This window comes from Lactococcus fujiensis JCM 16395 (genome assembly GCF_002441655.1).
GTDB lineage: Bacteria > Bacillota > Bacilli > Lactobacillales > Streptococcaceae > Lactococcus > Lactococcus fujiensis.
In genome coordinates this window covers 144,496-163,069 of the sequence record NZ_JXJU01000003.1, presented here as the reverse complement: position 1 = coordinate 163,069, position 18,574 = coordinate 144,496, and the positions used below count along the sequence as shown (strand labels likewise).

21 protein-coding genes are annotated in these 18,574 nt (G+C 36.5%); 7 read left to right on the top strand and 14 right to left on the bottom strand.

All coding sequences use genetic code 11. The features are described from left to right. Positions 1 to 42: 42 nt before the first annotated feature. The 5 genes from hisS to yfmF form a co-directional block, all read right to left on the bottom strand. Positions 43 to 1,335 carry a histidine--tRNA ligase gene (gene hisS, locus RT41_RS03715; RefSeq protein ID WP_054639107.1) on the bottom strand — a complete coding sequence of 431 codons (1,293 nt, stop codon included), beginning with the start codon at positions 1,333 to 1,335 and terminating at the stop codon, positions 43 to 45. A 498-nt stretch (positions 1,336 to 1,833) separates the two neighbouring features. Further along, entirely contained in the window at positions 1,834 to 2,382 is a 549-nt protein-coding gene (gene pgsA / locus RT41_RS03710) for a CDP-diacylglycerol--glycerol-3-phosphate 3-phosphatidyltransferase (protein ID WP_054639108.1), read from the bottom strand. Positions 2,383 to 2,413: 31 nt separating this feature from the next. After that, positions 2,414 to 3,367, bottom strand: coding sequence for a helix-turn-helix domain-containing protein (locus RT41_RS03705; protein ID WP_096817552.1), 954 nt, complete (start codon positions 3,365 to 3,367; stop codon positions 2,414 to 2,416). Positions 3,368 to 3,425: 58 nt separating this feature from the next. Continuing rightward, entirely contained in the window at positions 3,426 to 4,712 is a 1,287-nt protein-coding gene (yfmH, locus tag RT41_RS03700) for an EF-P 5-aminopentanol modification-associated protein YfmH (RefSeq protein WP_096817551.1), read from the bottom strand. Positions 4,713 to 4,718: 6 nt separating this feature from the next. Then, positions 4,719 to 5,990 carry an EF-P 5-aminopentanol modification-associated protein YfmF gene (yfmF, locus tag RT41_RS03695; protein WP_342743679.1) on the bottom strand — a complete coding sequence of 424 codons (1,272 nt, stop codon included), beginning with the start codon at positions 5,988 to 5,990 and terminating at the stop codon, positions 4,719 to 4,721. Between the two features lie 201 nt (positions 5,991 to 6,191). Here yfmF and RT41_RS03690 point away from each other — a divergent pair, with 201 nt between their 5' ends. The 3 genes from RT41_RS03690 to RT41_RS03680 all read left to right on the top strand — a co-directional run bounded on the left by RT41_RS03690 (position 6,192) and on the right by RT41_RS03680 (position 8,211). Beyond that, the gene (locus tag RT41_RS03690) at positions 6,192 to 6,554 is read left to right on the top strand and encodes an RNA-binding S4 domain-containing protein (RefSeq protein ID WP_096817550.1); all 363 of its coding nucleotides are present in this window, start codon (positions 6,192 to 6,194) and stop codon (positions 6,552 to 6,554) included. Between the two features lie 19 nt (positions 6,555 to 6,573). After that, positions 6,574 to 7,653, top strand: coding sequence for a DNA replication/repair protein RecF (gene recF, locus RT41_RS03685; protein WP_054639109.1), 1,080 nt, complete (start codon positions 6,574 to 6,576; stop codon positions 7,651 to 7,653). A gap of 189 nt (positions 7,654 to 7,842) precedes the next feature. After that, a complete protein-coding gene (locus RT41_RS03680; protein WP_054639110.1) occupies positions 7,843 to 8,211 on the top strand; it encodes a MerR family transcriptional regulator in 369 nt (122 codons plus the stop codon). Between the two features lie 11 nt (positions 8,212 to 8,222). Here RT41_RS03680 and RT41_RS03675 read toward each other — a convergent pair whose 3' ends face one another. The 4 genes from RT41_RS03675 to RT41_RS03660 form a co-directional block, all read right to left on the bottom strand. Next, the gene (locus tag RT41_RS03675) at positions 8,223 to 8,939 is read right to left on the bottom strand and encodes an adenylyltransferase/cytidyltransferase family protein (RefSeq protein WP_096817549.1); all 717 of its coding nucleotides are present in this window, start codon (positions 8,937 to 8,939) and stop codon (positions 8,223 to 8,225) included. Positions 8,940 to 9,034: 95 nt separating this feature from the next. After that, positions 9,035 to 10,333 (bottom strand): peptidase U32 family protein, encoded by a 1,299-nt coding sequence (locus RT41_RS03670; RefSeq protein ID WP_096817548.1) that lies wholly within the window; start codon positions 10,331 to 10,333, stop codon positions 9,035 to 9,037. Between the two features lie 250 nt (positions 10,334 to 10,583). Then, on the bottom strand, positions 10,584 to 11,030 hold the full coding sequence (locus RT41_RS03665; RefSeq protein ID WP_180752676.1) for a GNAT family N-acetyltransferase: 447 nt from the start codon (positions 11,028 to 11,030) through the stop codon (positions 10,584 to 10,586). Between the two features lie 24 nt (positions 11,031 to 11,054). Further along, a complete protein-coding gene (locus RT41_RS03660) occupies positions 11,055 to 11,984 on the bottom strand; it encodes a peptidase U32 family protein (protein ID WP_096817546.1) in 930 nt (309 codons plus the stop codon). A gap of 216 nt (positions 11,985 to 12,200) precedes the next feature. On the opposite strand from RT41_RS03660, the gene RT41_RS03655 reads away from it, so the two are divergent. Then, positions 12,201 to 12,482 (top strand): DUF3270 family protein, encoded by a 282-nt coding sequence (locus RT41_RS03655; RefSeq protein ID WP_096817545.1) that lies wholly within the window; start codon positions 12,201 to 12,203, stop codon positions 12,480 to 12,482. Positions 12,483 to 12,530: 48 nt separating this feature from the next. Here RT41_RS03655 and RT41_RS03650 read toward each other — a convergent pair whose 3' ends face one another. After that, entirely contained in the window at positions 12,531 to 13,352 is an 822-nt protein-coding gene (locus tag RT41_RS03650) for a putative RNA methyltransferase (protein WP_096817542.1), read from the bottom strand. Positions 13,353 to 13,403: 51 nt separating this feature from the next. Here RT41_RS03650 and RT41_RS03645 point away from each other — a divergent pair, with 51 nt between their 5' ends. Next, complete coding sequence (locus RT41_RS03645) at positions 13,404 to 14,036, top strand: copper homeostasis protein CutC (protein ID WP_096817540.1); 633 nt, start codon at positions 13,404 to 13,406, stop codon at positions 14,034 to 14,036. 11 nt (positions 14,037 to 14,047) lie between these two features. Here the strand turns inward: RT41_RS03645 and RT41_RS03640 are convergent, their stop codons facing one another. After that, positions 14,048 to 15,064, bottom strand: a complete 1,017-nt coding sequence (locus RT41_RS03640) for an ABC transporter permease (protein ID WP_096817538.1) — start codon at positions 15,062 to 15,064, stop codon at positions 14,048 to 14,050. After that, positions 15,057 to 15,812: an ABC transporter ATP-binding protein gene (locus tag RT41_RS03635; RefSeq protein WP_054639113.1), complete on the bottom strand. Its 756-nt coding sequence runs from the start codon at positions 15,810 to 15,812 to the stop codon at positions 15,057 to 15,059. The genes RT41_RS03640 and RT41_RS03635 overlap by 8 nt, the downstream gene beginning before the upstream one ends. Before the next feature lie 171 nt (positions 15,813 to 15,983). Here RT41_RS03635 and RT41_RS03630 point away from each other — a divergent pair, with 171 nt between their 5' ends. Together RT41_RS03630 and RT41_RS03625 are read left to right on the top strand one after the other, a co-directional pair. Then, positions 15,984 to 16,394 carry an HIT family protein gene (locus RT41_RS03630; protein WP_096817536.1) on the top strand — a complete coding sequence of 137 codons (411 nt, stop codon included), beginning with the start codon at positions 15,984 to 15,986 and terminating at the stop codon, positions 16,392 to 16,394. Between the two features lie 18 nt (positions 16,395 to 16,412). Continuing rightward, complete coding sequence (locus tag RT41_RS03625; RefSeq protein ID WP_096817535.1) at positions 16,413 to 16,652, top strand: hypothetical protein; 240 nt, start codon at positions 16,413 to 16,415, stop codon at positions 16,650 to 16,652. A gap of 16 nt (positions 16,653 to 16,668) precedes the next feature. Here the strand turns inward: RT41_RS03625 and RT41_RS03620 are convergent, their stop codons facing one another. Continuing rightward, on the bottom strand, positions 16,669 to 17,007 hold the full coding sequence (locus RT41_RS03620; protein ID WP_096817533.1) for a hypothetical protein: 339 nt from the start codon (positions 17,005 to 17,007) through the stop codon (positions 16,669 to 16,671). A gap of 56 nt (positions 17,008 to 17,063) precedes the next feature. Further along, on the bottom strand, positions 17,064 to 18,551 hold the full coding sequence (locus RT41_RS03615; protein ID WP_096817532.1) for an APC family permease: 1,488 nt from the start codon (positions 18,549 to 18,551) through the stop codon (positions 17,064 to 17,066). Positions 18,552 to 18,574: the final 23 nt, after the last annotated feature.

Below are 18,574 nucleotides of genomic sequence, written 5' to 3'. Positions count from 1 at the left end.
AGCAATTTTCTACCGCTTTGAGTCAACGATTTAAACTTTCGCTTAAAATTCTTCTTCAACGTATAATTCTTCAAATATAGGACTGAATGAATCATAAATTTCATCCAAAGTCGCTTTCACTTCTTTACGTGTTTTGTTATTCTTAACTGTCACATTCCCCGTTTGAACTTCGTTGTCACCTAAAGTGATAATCAACTCAGCATTTAATTTATCTGCTGTTTTGAATTGAGCGGGTAGCTTACGGTTAGAAAAATCGCGTTCGACTTGGAAAGCTTGTGCTCGTAGACTTTCAACCACTTTAGTTGCTTCTACATTAGCATGATTTCCCATTACCGCAACATATACATCCAGTGTTTCATCTTCCATGAAGTTAATTTCTTGAGCTTCGGCTACAAGGAGCAAGCGTTCAATACCAAGTCCAAAGCCAAAAGCTGGAGTAGCTGGACCATCAAAGTATTCGACGAGTCCATCATAACGTCCCCCTCCACAGACAGTCAATTCTTTTCCGTCAAGTTTAACAACAAATTCAAAAATTGTATCATTATAATAATCCAATCCACGAACCATGTTTGAATCCACGGTATATTCAACACCAAGCGCTTCAAGCAATGTTTTTACTTCTTCGAAATAAGCTTGAGATGCTTCATTCAAGTAGTCCAAAATAGATGGTGCATTTTCCACAACTTTAATATCTTCTGGTTCTTTTGAATCCAAAACACGTAAAGGATTTTCATGAAGACGACGACGGCTGTCCTCTGAAAGTTCTGATTCGAATGGTGTTAAATAAGCAATTAAGGCTTCGCGGTATGCCTTCCGACTCGACATATCTCCTAAAGTATTCAAATGAAGTGAAATGCCAGAAATACCAAGTTGACGGAAATAGTTGTCAGCCATCGCGATGATTTCGACATCAATCGCTGCATTTTTTACTCCTAAACACTCAACACCAAATTGATGAAATTCACGCAGACGTCCAGATTGAGGACGTTCATAACGAAACATCGACTCATTGTACCAAAGTTTTACAGGTTTCAATACTTCTGGGGCATACAATTTATTTTCAACATAAGCACGTACAGCTGAAGCAGTACCTTCAGGACGTAAGGCAATGTGGCGGCCTCCTTTATCCTCGAAATCATACATTTCTTTCGTTACAATATCACTTGTTTCACCTGTTGCACGACTAAAAAGTTCGTAGCTTTCGAACATTGGGGTACGAATTTCTTTATAATTATAATCTTTGAAGACAGCACGGGCAATTTCTTCAAGGTATTGCCATTTTGCAGATTCAACTGGTAAAATATCTGCTGTTCCTTTAGGTTTCTGTAATTTCATAGAATTTCCTTTCTGTTTGTTGCAAACAAGTAACGTTAAGCTCTTAAGTTCAATTTTCCGAACAATTATCCAAAAAAAAGCACCCCAAAGCCGAAGCCTTAGGGCGCAAAATTACGCTGTACCACCTAATTTCACTCTGTTTTCAGAGCCTCGAGCTAGCTATAACGGAGCTACCGATTAATGTCACGTCACTTTTGCGAATTTGCACCAAAACTTCGCTCTCTATGTTACTATTCTAACGTAATTCCATTATTAAATCAAGAAAGAGTTTCAAGAATTATGATTAAAAATAAATTAGAAAAAACAAAAAAGCTTAGCAATAACAGAGATAAAATAGTAAAAATTACATTGATTACTAGAGGACCTTTTTGGATATTTTACACGAGTACACTCTTTCAATTTCCTGGATTACTTCAAAAAATTCCAATATCTTAAAATATTTTAGCTGAGGCAACATGAATGTAATTAAAAAAGCCACTTTTTGTGGCTTTTATTTATTTAAAATTCCCATTTAACATTAGCATTTTTGAAATAATCATAGCCTGAATAAATGGTAAAGACAAGACAGATATAAAGTAAAATTGTACCAATATAAAGTGGGTTCCCTATCAAGAGAAAGATAATAGAAAGCATTTGAGTAAAAGTTTTGATTTTACCTGGCATTGCAGCTGCAAGAACCGTTCCACCTTGTTCGACTAAAAGCAGACGTAGTCCAGTAACAGCTAATTCACGGCATACAATGATTGCAACAACCCACGCCGGCGCTAAATTCAAAGTCACCAGCATGACAAATGCCACCATGGTCAACATTTTGTCTGCCAAAGGATCTGCAAATTTACCAAAATTACTTACCACATGCCATTTACGAGCGAGGTGTCCATCTAACCAGTCTGTGAATGACGCAACCGCAAAAATTACTGCCGCAATAATCCATGAGACCGATGTTGAACCAAACTTTTCGCCTTGAGGTAAGTAGAGGATAATCAAGAAAATCGGAATCATAAAAATTCGGAGCATTGTTAATTGATTGGGGAGTTTCTGTTTCATGGTATTTTCCTTTTCTAAATTTTTAAAGATTTTATTGAGCGGAAGAATTTGTTGTCGTTGCTGTGCTAGTAGCTGTTGTAGCATTTGATGTCGTGCCTGTTGCAGGAGTAACTGTCAAGTAGATATTATACGGACCGATGGTTGTTGTATATTTTGATAAATCGACTGCTTGTCCATTTATTGTTATCGCCAAATTTGTTCTTTTCCCCAGTGTAATCGTAGATTGCGTTGCCCCGCTTGTTAAGGAGGCAGTTGCACTAGGGTTTTGATTACTAATGGTAACACCTGCTGTACTCATATCTGTGTTTCTTGCGAGTACCCATACATTCGAATTTGCATCACCTGTAAATACGATTTTGATTGGATCTACTGCATTGGACAAAGTAATGTTCATGGTACTTCCCGAAATAGAAGTAACTTCTAATTTTTCAGCTGGGGCAACACTGCTGCTGCTGCTAGATGTTGAACTTTCACTTGTACTTTTAGAAGAAGAAACACTTGGCTTCAAAATTGAGGACTTCGAATCACTATAATCGGAACTCATTAAATTAGGGGAACTTGGATTATTAAGAATTACCGCAATAAATACGGCTGCAACAATAGTAATCGCAACTCCTGATAAAGCAATAATTGGGAAATAATAATGCCAATCCTTTGGTCCTAATTCTTCTTCGGGTTCAACGCGTTCACTAGGTTTAACAAAACGATAAGTTTCTTGAATATCGTCCTTGTCCTCAACTGCAATCCCTTTTCCGTTCTCGTAGGCTTCAATAATTTTATCTGCATTCAGGCCAAGTTTTTCCGCATATTGCTTCAAGTAGGCTTTAACATAAAATTCACCGGGAAGTGCTTTATAGTCGTCCGTTTCTAGTGCGACAATGTATAGTTTTTGTATTTTTGTAAATGATTCTGCTTCTGAAAGTCCAAGGCCAAGTTCTGTACGTCTTTCCTTCAAGACTCGACCGATTGTTTTTATTGACACCATGTCCCCCTCTCGTTATTGTGCTGCGCATGGATTTTTTATTATCACTGTTCGAATTTTTTTAATTTTTGGGTAACACTGTAAATTCAACAATTTTCATTTGTTGAATAAATTTTTCTGCATTTTTAGCGATGTCTTCAAGTGTCAAACTTGAAACAATTTCTGGGAGGTCAAAGAAATTAATTTGATCAAATAATTCTGATGAAAATTGATTGGCAATATATTCTAATGAATTTAGAGATGAGAAATATTCACCTAACATCTCCTTTTTAATCAATTTGAGATGTTCCTCGTTGAAATCATTATCTATTTTATAACTTTTTAATGTATCTTGCAAAACTTGGCTCAATTTTTCAGGGTTTTTTGTATCTCCTGTCAAAGTAATAAAGTGAAAACGCTTATCCAAATCAAAACTAAAGCCAAATGAATCGTCAATTAAATTTTCATTATATAAGTCTTCATAAAGTTGACTCGTTCGACCGAAAATTAAATCTAATAAAAATTGAATGGCAGCTTTATATGACATTAAGGCTTGCGAATTCTCTGGCAAATCGTCATCACCACGAAAACCTAATGCAAGTTTGGGCATGGCAACTTCGAGTTCGATTTTTTGTCCTGTTACCGGCTCTGTTGGCTTCACATCAATTCGCTTAATGGGTACATGTGACTCAAATTCTTTTCCTGATTGATTATCTAAAACAAATTGATTCATTTTTTCAACATCAAATGGGCCAGTCAAAAATAAATTCATATTAGAAGGATGATAAAATGTTTCGTAATTGAGGTACAAATCATCAGCCGTGATGGCATTGATTGTGCTTGGCGTCCCCGCGATGTCCTCAGCTAGTGGCGTTTGTGGATACATTCGCTCAAGTAGCCCTGCAAACAAACGCCAGTCACTGTCATCTTGGTACATTTGGATTTCTTGTTGAATAATCCCTTGTTCTTTTTCAACATTTTCGTCAGTGAAATAGGGAACTTGAACAAAATCAAGTAGGAGCTCAACGCATTCGTAAATATTTTCTCTTGTTGAAAATAAGTAGGAAGTCCTTGTAAAACTTGTAAATGCGTTGGTTTGTGCACCCAAGGCTCCAAATTTATACATGACATCGCCATCTTCTTTTTCAAAAAGTTTATGTTCTAAGAAGTGCGCAATTCCCTCAGGAAAAATAGATTCTTTCTCTTTTCCTGGAGCAATGAAATGGGTGTCTAATGAACCAAAATTCGTTGTAAAAAGGCCATATGTCCGATTATAATCGGCTTTTGGGAGATAGTAAACCGTTAAACCATTCTCTAAAATAGAATGATAAAGGGTGTCTCCCGTTTTCTCATAGAAGTGTTTTTTCATGTCTTATTATTCTTCTTCAAACTGAAGGCTACTGCCTTCCATAAAATATTGTGCCTGATAGGTCAATCCTTGAGCAACTTTCATAATCGACTCCTTGTTCACCTTGTCAAGTTCATTTAAAAAAGTTTCAGTATCCATGAAACGTTCTGGAAGCAAGGCCTTTACAAATTCTAATTCAATATTATTTGCAATTGAATCCTGTCCAATAAAGTACGTGTTCCGCAACATCGTTTTCGTTTGTTCAATATCTTGAACACTGAATTGCCCTTTTTTAATTGATTCCAACTGCTCAAATATTAATTTTTTTGCTTCTGGGAAGTGTTTCGCATCAATTCCAGCTGCAATTTTTAGAAAACCTGTAAAGGAATCAAAAGTTGACGAAATTGAATAAGCTAAACTTTCTTTTTCTCGGACATTGGCAAATAATTTGGAATGTGAAAAGCCGCCTAAAATACCATTCATGACTTGAAGGCTTAGGTAGTTCTGGTCACCATAAATTACTGGAAGATGAAAACCAAGTTGCAACAAGGATTGAGCAACATCTTTATGTTCGATCACTTCAACGGGTCGTGTTGAGATGGGTTGATGATAAATCACATCAGCATTATCCGTGCGACGCTCAAACGGAAAAGCTTCAAATGCCTTTACTACTTTCTCTTCATCGACATCACCCATAACAAAAATATCAATAATATTTGTTGCAAGCATTTCTTTGTAATAAGCATAAACAGAGGTCGCAGTTTCTTCCTTTAATAAATCCAATGTTGCAATACTGGGAAGTGCTTGCTCAGAATTTGTAAAAAAGAGATCAGCTAATTTGCGACTCGCAAAATAAGAGCGATCATCATTCATTGCTTCTAGATAATGGACCAGATTGGTCTGTTCTCGCTTGAATATTTCTGGATTAAATTGAGTTCCATCAGCGTCTGGTAAAAAAAGAGCATTTTTTATCATCTCAATGGCACTTCCTACGGTATCAAAATTGACATAGTTAGGATTAACGACACTCATGTTGATGGAAAGAAGATGGAGCTTTCCCTTTTTTGCCACACCTGTCGTAAATGATGCACCATACATTTCAGAAAGTGCACGAGAAAAATCACGATCGGTTTGATAGATTTGATTTGTTGTTTCCAACATATTAGAAATAAGAACTCTTTTTCCAAGGTGTGCCTGATTAAGCTCTTCTCGGAAACGAAGCATTATTTTTACAGTTTTAAATTTTGAGGCTTGGATGACATGAAGATTCACACCTTCAGTACATTTATAATTGGTCAAATTTTCAATTCACTTTCATGCAGGAACAATATTTTGTTCGAGCGAGTTGTCTTAATAGTAGAGAATTCCCCTAATCAATTTCTTACTTTTAAATTCCAATTTCTCTACATCTTTTTGGCAACTTTTCTAGTAAATTCTATTATACCAAAATCTCAAAAAAATACACGTACGATTCTTTAAAATTTGTGTTAAAATTGGGTTATGCAAAATTTTATATTATTTGAAGAATACATTACACTAGGTCAAGCGTTGAAAGAATTAGGCTTGATTGCTACAGGTGGTCAAGCGAAGATGTTTTTGGCATCTAACGACGGAGAAATTTTCCATAATCACGAACCTGAAAATAGACGTGGTAAAAAAATGCACGATGGAGACTTACTTGAGCTTCCAACTTATGATTTATCAGTCCGTTTCGTTGCCGCAACAGCACAACAACTTGCGGATCGTAATGAGGAAAAAGCTGAAGAGGATCGAGTAAAAGCAATCGTCAAGAAAATGAATGCAGAAAATAAGCCTAAAAAAGCACCTAAGAAAGCTGCACCACGTTTTCCAGGTCGTTCTTGATCTCAGTTTGGTAAAATGAATGAAACTAAATTCTCTTCAGTTAACCAATTTTAGAAATTATGAGCACCTTGAGTTAGATTTTCATCCGCAGCTCAATATTTTTTTAGGACAGAATGCTCAGGGAAAAACGAATATCCTTGAAGCCATTTATTTTCTAGCTTTGACTCGTTCTCACCGGACGAGCCACGATAAAGAACTGATTCGTTGGACAGCTAAAGAAATGAAGGTGGCCGGCCTAGTTGAAAAGAATGGCGGACGTGTTCCGCTTGAAGTTATTTTGAATCACAAAGGCCGAATCGCAAAAGCGAATCATTTGAAAGAAAATCGACTTGCAGATTACATTGGGCAGCTCAATTTAATAATGTTTGCACCTGAGAATTTGGAATTAGTCAAAGGTGCGCCAGCTGGTCGTCGACGTTTCATGGATATGGAGCTTGGGCAAATTCGTCCTGTTTATCTCTATGATAGCGTTCGTTATAATCGCGCTTTAAAAGAGCGGAATGCATATTTAAAATTTGATTCTGATAAAATCGATGCTCATTTTTTGGCTGTATTAGATGAACAACTCGTTTTACATGGAAACAAACTTATTGAACAACGTGCTAAATTCATCGAAAAATTAAATCATTATGCCCAAAAAGTTCATGCGCAATTGACCCATGATAAAGAAAAACTTCAGATCATTTATCAAAAACACGTGAAAGATGATTTTCTGTCAGAACTGACTGAGCGCCACTCGCTCGACACTTATCGTCATTTAACCAGTGTGGGACCGCACCGTGATGATTTGCAATTTATCATTAACGATATGAATGTTGCTGACTTCGGAAGTCAGGGTCAACAAAGGACAGTGGCTTTATCTGTCAAATTAGCTGAAATTGATTTGATTTATGAAGAAACTGGTGAATACCCTATTTTACTTTTAGACGATGTCATGAGTGAATTAGATAATACGCGACAACTCGATTTGATAAAAACCAGTTTGGGGAAAACACAAACTTTTATGACGACAACAACACTTGACCATTTGAAAAATATGCCAGAAAACTTATCTGTATTTACTGTCAATCAGGGAACAATTGAAGAAAAAGAGAACTAGAGGTTCTCTTTTTCTTTTTCAACCAAGGCTTTTACAATATCAATCGCATTTAACATGTTAGAAAATTCGACCTGTGGAATGCATCGAATAAACAGAGCACTGTCACTTTATTCATCGTTTCTCCCTTTTTTGTTATAATTAGTACAAACTATAAAGTTCACTTGAGGGCAATGATTTTGTGAGGAAATAATGTATAAAATATCAGAAATATCCCAATTGACAGGATTACCCATTTCAACGCTTCGTTATTATGAAACAATTAGGATTTTGGAGCCAAAAAGATTAGAAAATGGCTATCGTACATTTTCTGAAGATGACTTGGAATGGATTCGTTTCATAAAACAGGCAAAACAAATCGGAATGAATCTGGAAACGATGTTAAACTATGCTGAGCTTCGTAAGAAAGGCGACCAAACAATCATCCAACGCATCAGTATCTTAGTTGATCAAGAACGCATTTTACGCCATCAAATTAGCGAACTTGAAAATCATTTGGATTTCATTTTGTTAAAGAAACACCATTTTTATGAAAAACTACAAAATAAATCAGAGCATTAAGCTCTGATTTATTATTTTAGTCTCAAGACTTCTAAATCGTAGATTTTGTTAACTTGGTCAATGATCGTATAAAAATCTTGCAGGAGCTGTCTTTGATGACACTCAAGTTCTAAATCATAAATGGGGGTTGCTGTTGAAACAAATTGAACTCCAGAATTCGCAAAAAGTTTATTTAATCGTAATATAAGAAGGTCGGCATTGACGGTTTTTATTTTCACCCTTTTGACAAAATAAGGTTGAAAAGTCGGGATAATTTTTTCCCAATTTTTTTGTGGCTGACTTCTGATTTGAGTCGCCGAAATTGGAATATTTGACCGATCAGCAATTTTGGCAAGGTAAGTATTCTCATTCAGTGGAAAGCGTTTTCTCAATTCTGTGACGTACTCTTCTTCCCCTACATAAAATGTTGCTTTGAAAATTTCACCTTCAGCAATCGAATGGACAAACTCAAGCAATCGACTAGTCCACTCGTCCCAACCATCAGGCATCGGTGGTAAGTCATTTTCGTCTAATTTTACAACATGAATATGAGATTCATCTGAAAAAAATTCTGTCAGTGCTGAAACGCGCCGATTCAAATCGAGTCCTATTTTCGCACCACGATCGTCATCAAAACCTGATGCAACAAGCAGAACTTCATCATTTTCAAATGCTGCTTTATAAACCTGATGCAAATGTCCTATGTGCATTGGTGCAAATGTACCAAAATAAACGCCAATTTTTTTCATCTTCTACTCATCTTTCTATTTTCTAGTTTTCTTCATCTCCTATTTAAGCATAAATATGAAAAAAAATCTGTCTAAAAGACAGATTTCAATCTATACTATGCTTGGGCACGAACTGTTTTTCTTACTCCTGTAGACTTGTCATATAAGTTAATTAGCCCTGACCCTGACTTACGAATCATGTCTCCTGGGACAACAGCAAATGGAACATCAATATGGAGCAAGGTCATTGGATTTGGGGCCCTGTCAATGATTTCATCGTTTTCTGCTAAACGCAGATTTTGGACGATGGTTTCCACATGACGGAAACCGGGGCCATAAAATTCAATAGCATCCCCCTCTTGGATAACATTTCGCTGACGGATTGTAGCTACCATTGCCTCTGCATCATAATCAACAACCTCTCCGACAAATTTGTATTCAGGAATTTTTCGACGGGCACCAAACAGCTGTTTATTTTCGTCAGGAGTACTATAATAGAAGCCCGTATCTAATTCCCTTTGGGCAACTTTCCATAATTCATCCACCAAGCTTTGCTTCACCTTTTCATATACATCCGCTCCTTCAAGATATGCATCAATTGCTTTTTTGTATACCATTGCTACCGTTGATACATAATGAATTGATTTCATGCGTCCCTCAATTTTCAAGGAATTGACTCCATTTTCAATCATATCAGGAATATGGTCAATCATACTCATATCCACAGCAGACATTGAAAATGCTTCAGGGATTTCGCCATGAATGGATTTTCGCTCTTGACCAAAAGGAAGATCATATAAATCATATTTCCAGCGACATGACTGAGAACAGCCCCCCCGATTGGCATCACGCAAACTCATATAATTTGATAAAACACATCGACCAGAATAGGAAATACACATTGCTCCATGTACAAATGCTTCAATTTCTATATCTGTATGTTTGCGAATCTCAGAAAGTTCGTTCATTGAGACTTCCCGTGCCAATACTACGCGTTCCAATCCTAATTTTTGCCAAAATTGTAAGGTTTCATAATTTGTGGCCGACGCCTGTGTTGACAAATGAATGGCTAAACCCGGGGCCTCACTGGCACAAATTGAAATTAATGCTGGATCAGAAACGATAACGGCAGAAATTCCGATGTCTCGCAAGGTTCTAAACCATTCTCCTGCACCTTTTTCATTTCCTTCATGGGTAACCATGTTTGCAGCTACGTAAACCTTGGCATGGTGTGCTTTCGCGAAAGCAACGCCTTCAGCCATTTCTTCAAACGAAAAGTTTCCAGCACGAGAGCGCAACCCATAAGCCTGTCCACCAATATAAACGGCGTCAGCACCATATTTAATCGCTACTTTGAGCTTTTCCAAAGTTCCTGCTGGAGCCAAAACTTCAGGACGATTTAATTTTTTTTGCATTTTAGATTCCTTCTATTTTCAAGATAGTAAGTATTTTGAAAAGGTCGAATGAAAACTCACTCTCCTTTTAAGCCTCATGCAAATCAGACTTAATGACCAAAACTTTTTATACTCCTATTTTACAAGAATCTTTCAACCATTCCCAACAGAACCTGTGACAAATCTATTTGACATTGTGAACTTTTTCTTAATTTCTCAACTTTGAAATAATTAAAAGACTATTACAAAATAGCCTTCTATTAATATTTTTCTAAATATCTTTCAATTTTTTGAACATTAAGAAGTCCCAGATTTCCAAGTCTTCATTCCAAATTGGTCCGTCACTTACTTCAAAACCCATTTTTTGATAAAATCCTAATGCTGTCTGACGAGCACTAACCTCAATTTCTTTGAATCCCATTTTGACTAAGTCATTTTCGACGAAATTTAATAGTGCACTGCCAACGCCCATTTGTTGTACCTTTTCTTCGACCGCAAATGAGGTTAAATGTGCAATTATAGGACTTTCTTCAAAAATTCCAAGCGTCGCAGACAATACATTTTCTAGAAATAAACCATAAAAATCATTTTCTTTTTCAATAGATAAATTTTCATCGTATAGACTTTTTCCTAATGGAATTCTCAGAATTTTATTTCGTAATTCTAATCCTGCCTCATAAATATCGAGGTCAATGGCATGATATTTTTTAATCTGCATTCTTTTACTCACCAGATTGGCCATTCACTTAATTTTTGCAGGATTTATGTCATAAAAACCATGTGAAACAGTGCGTTCTGCTGGGTGTAATCGACGAACGGCTTCATCCAAACGTGTTGCTTCTGCTAAAGTAAATTGGTTTGATTCCACTAATATTTTCGCTTCAACAAATAATTGAGCAATCTCAACAAACCCATCTCCAGGTGTGAAGATACCATCGAGCTTCCAATTTTGATACCCCATTTGAGACAAGTCTGCAAGTTCAGTCATCATATTAATATCATCATTTGCAAAGATATGCGTCCCCTGCTGATCTTCAAAAATACTATAGTGAGTATCTTCTTTTTTAGGTTCTGAAATAAAATGATTTGCCTGGCGACCTTTACCTACATTTTCACTGTCCACTTTGATAAAATTGAAATAGTTTTGCAACAAGGGACGTTTGCTCTGATGAATGACAGTAGCACCATAGACCAAAATCTCGGTAGGTATATCAAGGTGAGTTGACATTATTTCAAGTTCTTCTTTGGGTAATTCCCTCGCTAAAACAGCCCCGATGGCTCCTTGCGCAGCCCAGAAATTTACTTGTCGCGCTGAGGTAACGAGCGTTGAGGCATCGTAAACAAATGGAAGTGTATAACCATCACGCTGAAGCACAAAAACAACACCTGCATCGCCAACTGTAATCCTATCGACCTTAATTTCTTGTAAAAAATCAAGAAATGGTTTAATTTTTTCCATTTTCTCGACGTGCATCAAAGCATTCACTGCAACAGTTACTGTCTTTCCTGCTTCATGGGCCATCCTTGTTATTTCACGAATTTCGTCCAAAGTCAAAGCGGTGGGAACTCGCAGTCCAAATTCACCTTCTCCGATATTAAGATTATCAACACCTATTTCTAACAATTTACGAGCTTGTTCAATACTTTCTGCTGTTGCTGTAATTTTTATCATTTTCTTCAATCTTCTCTTTCATTCATGGATTAAATGAGTTCCCAATTCTGATTTCTATTATATCATGTTTATTTGTCCTTTTCAGACTTCAACTTAAAGTTATTTTTACACAACAGTAATATTATTGTAACCAACGATATCTATTTGACTTGTAATCGTCTATCATTTGTACTATAATGAAAAGTACATAAATTCAGGAAAGTTAAGTAAAACATTATGGAATTAAGAAACTTTAAAGACTTCTACGAAAAACAGACTTACTATGATTACGCCGAAACACAAAACAAAACTTCATCGAACCTTGATAAACGTGTTTCTGAATTGACATTTTTTGTTAATATTGCTCTTTTTTCAGTTTTGTTAGCAATTTTAACATACTGGCTTGTGTCAGTAATGACTGCGATCATTGCCGTACCTATTGCTTTTGTCCTTTCCCTAATCATTTTTCTCGCTTGCAAAAAAGGATTAAGCGAGGGCTTTAAAATGCTGATGAAATAAATATTAAAAAGTCTGTCACAAGTGACAGACTTTTTTGTTTCAAATGATTTATTTTCTGCCAATTAATAATTGAACATGAACCGTTGCCGTTTTTGGTGGATTTTGGTGAGCTAATGCTTTTACTTCAGATGAGACAGCCCACTCAAGTGGACTCATTTCTAAAAAGTCTTGGCGAAGTGCTTCTGGTATTTCAAAAACAGAACGAATCTCTTTTTGAATACGCTTTGGGAACTCTTCCTTGAAGCGTTCAACGACAGCATGGTTGTCATAGTCGAGAGGAATTCCATAGCTTTCACGAAGTTCTCTCAAATAAAATTGATCAGGGACAATTTTTAAGACGACACCATCGTCAGTCATGACACGTTTGAATTCATGATAATTTGACGGCGTAAAAATGTTCAATATTGTGGAAAATGTTTGATCTGCAAAAGGCAAATTGGTCAGATCTGACAAACTCAAAAATCCCTGAATTTCAAGTTCAGTCGCCATTTCGATTCCATCTTTTGCAATATCGAAGCCAAATTTATTTCCAGAAAATGGGATTAAATCTAAAAAAGTCCCCTCACCTGTTCCGACGTCAAGAAGGTTTCCTTTGACTATTTCTTTTTCAATTTCGCTCAAGACCGACGCATACATTCCCGATGAAATTAATCGACGTCTGGGTTCAAACATTTTTCTCGTATAGTGTTCTATATCAGGCTTTTGCTGTAAAAAATTAACATAACCTTTTTTATTGAGATTGAAAGTATGGTTGTTGGTACATACAAGTGCATAGCCTTCGACTCGTATTGTTTCATGACAAAGTGGACAACGAAGTATACTTTGATTTTTTTGTAAAAACTGTGCAGATTTCTCGATTTTCTTTAGCATATACCTCTATGGTATAATAAAATGAGCAAAAAGAAAAGAAGGAAGTAAAACATGATTATCCGAGAACTTTGCGTCGAAAACTTCACAGAAATTCCTACAGCAATAAAAAGCCAAGTCGAACGAATTGAACTCTGTGACAATCTGGCAGTCGGTGGTACGACTCCCTCTTATGGTGTGATTCAACAAGCCAGTGAATTTTTAACCGATTCAAAAACAATTTTAGCAGTCATGATTCGTCCTCGTGGTGGTGACTTTATCTATAATTCGTATGAATTAAAGATAATGGAAAATGATATTCTAAAAGCAATTGAGGCTGGCGCGCAAAATCTCGTTTTTGGAGCATTGACTAGTGACAACAAGATTGACTTAGAAGCAATGGAGATACTCATGGTAGCCTCCCAAGGCCTGCCTGTCACTTTCCACATGGCTTTTGATGAAATTGCCGAAGAAGATCAAAAAGAAGCTCTCAATCAACTTATTGAGCTAGGTGTGGATAAGATTTTATTGCATGGTGGTCCATTAAAAGAGCCTTTAAAAGTTGAAAAAATCAAACGTTCTGTCGAATATGCTGCTGGAAAAATTAATTTCCTGATCGGTGGCGGAGTAACTTTCGAGAACTATGAAAAATTCTCAGAACTGACAGGAACAAATTTTGTACACGGGACAAAAATAATAAAAAAATAAGCGTTAATCGCTTATTTTTTTAATCTGTTTTTTATATAAAACTTAGCTAATAAGAAATTGATTCCGACTATGGCAAGTAACCACAGACGGTCATGGATAAAAATTAAACCTAGGATTATTTCAATGAGGGTCAAAAAGCCAATGACACGAATTAAGATTCGTTGGACGGCTCCTGATTTTGATGCATTTCTTAAGGGATAGATGCGTGTGAAAAGTTGATAATCCACCGCTTCACGTAAGGCAATCAATTGGTATACGAGCAACGCATTTAAAACACAGACCAAAACGACAGCCAAAATAGAGTTTTTGATAAAAATGAGCGCCAGAACAGATAAAAGCAACAATCGTAAAGTTAAGCCCAAATATTCACCGCTTCTTAAAAAGCTCCGTGACAAAATATATTCGTAAGTCCGTCGCGTTTTTGGCAATAGGAAGTCAAGATATTTTCTTCGATGACTATGCGATTTTAAGCCTTTCACATTTGTAAAAAGGGCAAAGAATCGCAAAATAGAAACTTTTCGATTTTCTTCAGCATTAATCATCATTGTCCAATTTAATATCCCATTTTTCTGCCAACTTTGGAATAGATAAAAGAACAATCCAGCTTTTATTAATAAAAGTAAAATAGGCCACAAAATCAGCAAGCCAAGGGGCAAGCCAAGTAGGGGACTCGAAATAAAGACCAGAAGCACGACAACAAAGGATGGTAAAATGAGAGACCTGACCATGGCTTGAATCAAATATTTTTTAAATTCAATTTCTTTAACAAGCAGAAATACTTTATCTGCTGGCTCAACAAAAGTAGCAAACCGGCCAGGTACAAGAGCCAAGGCACTGAGCAATATAACCACTCCGATTTTTTCCCCAGAAGTCAGCGTATGATTTTGCAAAAATTGAGCATACTGAACGGCCAAAGCCCCGAGTAAAATTAGCAAAAAGAGGGTGAAATGATCATTAAAAACATATCGTAAATACTTCAAATTCTGGGAATAAAATCTTTCCCGTCTTTTCTTAAACACTTCATTCATAAACCACACCTGCTTTTGCAACTGAATTTTTCGTCAGGCCAAGATATATTTCATCGAGGGAAGCACCGGGTTGACCGAATTTTTGCCGCAAATCATCAATTGTACCTGCAGCAATAACTTGACCTTCATTTAATACTACAAATTTGTCACAGAATTTTTCAGCTGTTGACAAAATATGCGTACTCATTAATATCGAAGAACCATTTTTCTTCATTTCGAGCATTAATTCAATTAAATCTTGAATGGCCAAAGGATCAAGGCCCATAAATGGCTCATCAATAATATATAATGAAGGTTCAATCAAGAAAGCACAGATAATCATTACTTTTTGCTTCATCCCTTTTGAAAAATTAACTGGAAACCAGTCCAATTTATCACTCAATCGAAAAGTCTCAAGTAATTTGTTGGCACGCTCCATGGCGACATCATTCGGAATACCGTAGGCCAATGCGGTTACTTCGATGTGCTCACGCAAAGTTAATTCTTCATATAAGCTTGGTGTTTCTGGAATAAAGCCAATTTTCTTACGGTAACTTTCCAAATCTTGTTGCAAAGTCATCCCATCTAATTCAATCATACCGGAATAAGGAGTCAAAAGGCCAATGATTTCTTGAATTGTTGTTGATTTCCCTGCGCCATTAAGACCGATTAAGCCGACGAGCTCGCCATCTGAAATTTCAAAATTTACATCTTTTAAAACCGGGTTACCGAAATATCCTCCTGTTAAGTTTGTTATTTTTAAAGTCATGCTTATTCTCCAATTCTCTTCAAATTTGATATAATTATTATATCAAAAAAAGAGAACGCTTAAAAACTTTCTTCATAATCATTTCTTATTTGAAAAATTTAGGAATTAATTTAGGTCTCTTTTAACCTTAATTTTTTGATTAAGGAATGAAAAAACGATGAGGTAATTGAAATGGACAATTGTATTTTTTGCAAAATTATTGCAGGTGAAATTCCGAGCACAAAAATTTACGAAGACGATGACCTACTTGCCTTCCTTGATATAACACAAACTACCAAGGGACACACGCTTGTTGTACCTAAAAGACACACTCGTAATTTATTAGCAATGACGCCAGATGATGCCGCTTTACTTTTTTCAAAAATTCCAATGATTGCTAATAAAATCGTTAAAAACTTGGATGCAAAAGGTATGAATATTTTACAAAATAATGAAGAAATTGCAGGGCAGTCTGTTTTTCACACTCACGTCCACTTGATTCCACGTTATGCAGAAGATGATGGATTTGTCGGAAAATTTACAGAACATGACTTCGATTTAGCAGCAATTGCCTCTGAGATTAATCGTGACTCATCTAATTAATTACAAAAGGAGCATCCCATGGCCAATTTTATTACAGATATGAAGGCACTCATTAGCGAACTTGCCGAAAATGTTGAGGCTGTTAAGACCAATGTTGAACGTGTCAAAATTGAAATGGTGAGCGCAGAAAAAACAGCTCAGTCAATACAAAGAAAAGTAACTGAGTTTCAAACCTCGGCTCAACCACGGATTGATAAAATCAATAAACTCATTGAAAACATTAAAGAAAAGACTTCAAGCACAGAAAAAACAGATTGAACCAACCTGTTTTTTTTTATTTTTTTTGTTGTTGTTTATAAAATCGATACCCCCAGAAAATCCCGATAAGTTCGGCAAGAATGAAACTTGTTCCAATCAATATGATTTTCTCGATGTCTCCTGAATTGACATAAGTAAAAGTATGATGGGACAAATATAGAACTGTCAGAACAAAGATTATTTCAAGATTCATTCCTCCAATTTTCACATAATTATTACGTTTGCTTTCTCTAAAAGATAAATATAGGACTAACAGCGCAACGAGTTGTAAACCAATCAAATTCATATGAATCAACTGAAAAATATAAATGATAGCAAAAACAACGGTGACAAAGGACCATAGAAAGATTATCATTTACACATTTTAGCATTTGTTTTCTAAGTAATCAATAGATTTATTATGATAAAAAATCATCTACTAAGGGTTTCGACATTTGCATCCGATGAAGCAACCGTAGCCACGCTTTGCGCTTTTTCAGCTGTTTTAATTTCAGCCGCTTGAATTCTCTTACTATGCTTACTTCCATATATTGCATAAATGATAATTCCCAAAATAAACCAAAGGGATGCATAAAGTTTGGCTAAGCTGTCAAGGTTTTCAAAGACAAAAGCAGAACCAATTGCACCTAAAGCTGGCATAACAGGGTAAAATGGCATCTTATAGCTTGCCTCTGGTAGGTCCTTACCCTCACGAGGACGAAGAGCAAACATTCCAAGTGACACGAAAATGAAAGCAATTAATGTTCCAGCTGAGATTAATTGTGCAAGGAAAGCAAATGGGAAGAAAGCTCCCACGATTACGGCAACAACGGTTACAGTAATAAGTCCGTTAGTTGGTAATCCACGCTTGTCAAGTTTTCCAAGGGCTGGTGGCAACATCCCATCACGTCCAAATGCATAAAGAAGACGAGATCCTGCCAGAATCATGCCGAGGAGTGCAACAAACATTCCTGCATCAGCAACGACTGAAACTACAACTGAAAGCTTGCTGAACCCCGCTTCCGCTAGTGCCCATGAAACTGGTGCTGCGTTTCCAGCATAAGCTGAATAAGGATGCATGCCAACCAAGACCAAGGTTACAGCAGAGAATAAGACAACAGCAATAACAAGTGATCCAAGAATTCCAATTGGCATTGTACGTTTGGGATTTTTTGCCTCAGCTGCATTGGCAGCAATTGAATCAAAACCGATATAAGCAAGAAAAATCATTGAGACTCCAGAAATAATTCCAGAAAAGCCACCAAATCCTGTTTTTGGATTATGTGCAGGTACAAATGGGACATAGTTTTGTGGTTTAATAACGGTTATTCCGACAACGACAAATGTAACAATGGCAAGAACTTTCAGAACAACCAAGACCTGTCCAACAAGACCTGCATCATTTGCACCACGCCAAACAACCAAGGCAGAAACGACAATAATAACTAATGAAATAAGATCAACAATTCCGCCGTTCGTACCAAAGGGATTCGCCAGAGCAGTGGGTAATGTAATATTCAATTGTGCAAGTAATGATTTGAACGTTGCTGAAAATCCCGATCCAACAAAGGCGACAGCAATAAAATATTCCGCCAATAATGCCCAGCCAGCAACCCAACCAAAGCCTTCCCCAAATAAGACGGATATCCAAGAGTAGGCCGATCCGGCAAAAGGCATGACCGTCGACATTTCAGCATAGGCAAAAGCAACCAAGCCTGCAACTATTGCAGCAATCAAAAAAGAAAAGACAACGGCTGGGCCAGCATATTCAGCTGCAACTACCCCAGGTAGGGTAAATATTGATGTTGAAATAATAGTTCCGACTCCGAGTGCCAAAAAATCACGTACACCAAGTGTTTGTCCTAATTTTTTATCTTTTTTACTGTATGTTTCAAATTCAGCTCTTTTTGTAAAGCTCATATTTTTCCTCCAATTCATTATTA

What these genes read in the sequence shown, in the direction of transcription:
- hisS (WP_054639107.1), bottom strand. Translation starts at nt 1,335, where the DNA reads ATGAAATTACAGAAACCTAAAGGAACAGCAGATATTTTACCAGTTGAA.
- pgsA (WP_054639108.1), bottom strand. Translation starts at nt 2,382, where the DNA reads ATGAAACAGAAACTCCCCAATCAATTAACAATGCTCCGAATTTTTATG.
- RT41_RS03705 (WP_096817552.1), bottom strand. Translation starts at nt 3,367, where the DNA reads ATGGTGTCAATAAAAACAATCGGTCGAGTCTTGAAGGAAAGACGTACA.
- yfmH (WP_096817551.1), bottom strand. Translation starts at nt 4,712, where the DNA reads ATGAAAAAACACTTCTATGAGAAAACGGGAGACACCCTTTATCATTCT.
- RT41_RS03690 (WP_096817550.1), top strand. Translation starts at nt 6,192, where the DNA reads ATGCAAAATTTTATATTATTTGAAGAATACATTACACTAGGTCAAGCG.
- recF (WP_054639109.1), top strand. Translation starts at nt 6,574, where the DNA reads ATGAAACTAAATTCTCTTCAGTTAACCAATTTTAGAAATTATGAGCAC.
- RT41_RS03680 (WP_054639110.1), top strand. Translation starts at nt 7,843, where the DNA reads ATGTATAAAATATCAGAAATATCCCAATTGACAGGATTACCCATTTCA.
- RT41_RS03675 (WP_096817549.1), bottom strand. Translation starts at nt 8,939, where the DNA reads ATGAAAAAAATTGGCGTTTATTTTGGTACATTTGCACCAATGCACATA.
- RT41_RS03670 (WP_096817548.1), bottom strand. Translation starts at nt 10,333, where the DNA reads ATGCAAAAAAAATTAAATCGTCCTGAAGTTTTGGCTCCAGCAGGAACT.
- RT41_RS03665 (WP_180752676.1), bottom strand. Translation starts at nt 11,030, where the DNA reads ATGCAGATTAAAAAATATCATGCCATTGACCTCGATATTTATGAGGCA.
- RT41_RS03660 (WP_096817546.1), bottom strand. Translation starts at nt 11,984, where the DNA reads ATGATAAAAATTACAGCAACAGCAGAAAGTATTGAACAAGCTCGTAAA.
- RT41_RS03655 (WP_096817545.1), top strand. Translation starts at nt 12,201, where the DNA reads ATGGAATTAAGAAACTTTAAAGACTTCTACGAAAAACAGACTTACTAT.
- RT41_RS03650 (WP_096817542.1), bottom strand. Translation starts at nt 13,352, where the DNA reads ATGCTAAAGAAAATCGAGAAATCTGCACAGTTTTTACAAAAAAATCAA.
- RT41_RS03645 (WP_096817540.1), top strand. Translation starts at nt 13,404, where the DNA reads ATGATTATCCGAGAACTTTGCGTCGAAAACTTCACAGAAATTCCTACA.
- RT41_RS03640 (WP_096817538.1), bottom strand. Translation starts at nt 15,064, where the DNA reads ATGAATGAAGTGTTTAAGAAAAGACGGGAAAGATTTTATTCCCAGAAT.
- RT41_RS03635 (WP_054639113.1), bottom strand. Translation starts at nt 15,812, where the DNA reads ATGACTTTAAAAATAACAAACTTAACAGGAGGATATTTCGGTAACCCG.
- RT41_RS03630 (WP_096817536.1), top strand. Translation starts at nt 15,984, where the DNA reads ATGGACAATTGTATTTTTTGCAAAATTATTGCAGGTGAAATTCCGAGC.
- RT41_RS03625 (WP_096817535.1), top strand. Translation starts at nt 16,413, where the DNA reads ATGGCCAATTTTATTACAGATATGAAGGCACTCATTAGCGAACTTGCC.
- RT41_RS03620 (WP_096817533.1), bottom strand. Translation starts at nt 17,007, where the DNA reads ATGATAATCTTTCTATGGTCCTTTGTCACCGTTGTTTTTGCTATCATT.
- RT41_RS03615 (WP_096817532.1), bottom strand. Translation starts at nt 18,551, where the DNA reads ATGAGCTTTACAAAAAGAGCTGAATTTGAAACATACAGTAAAAAAGAT.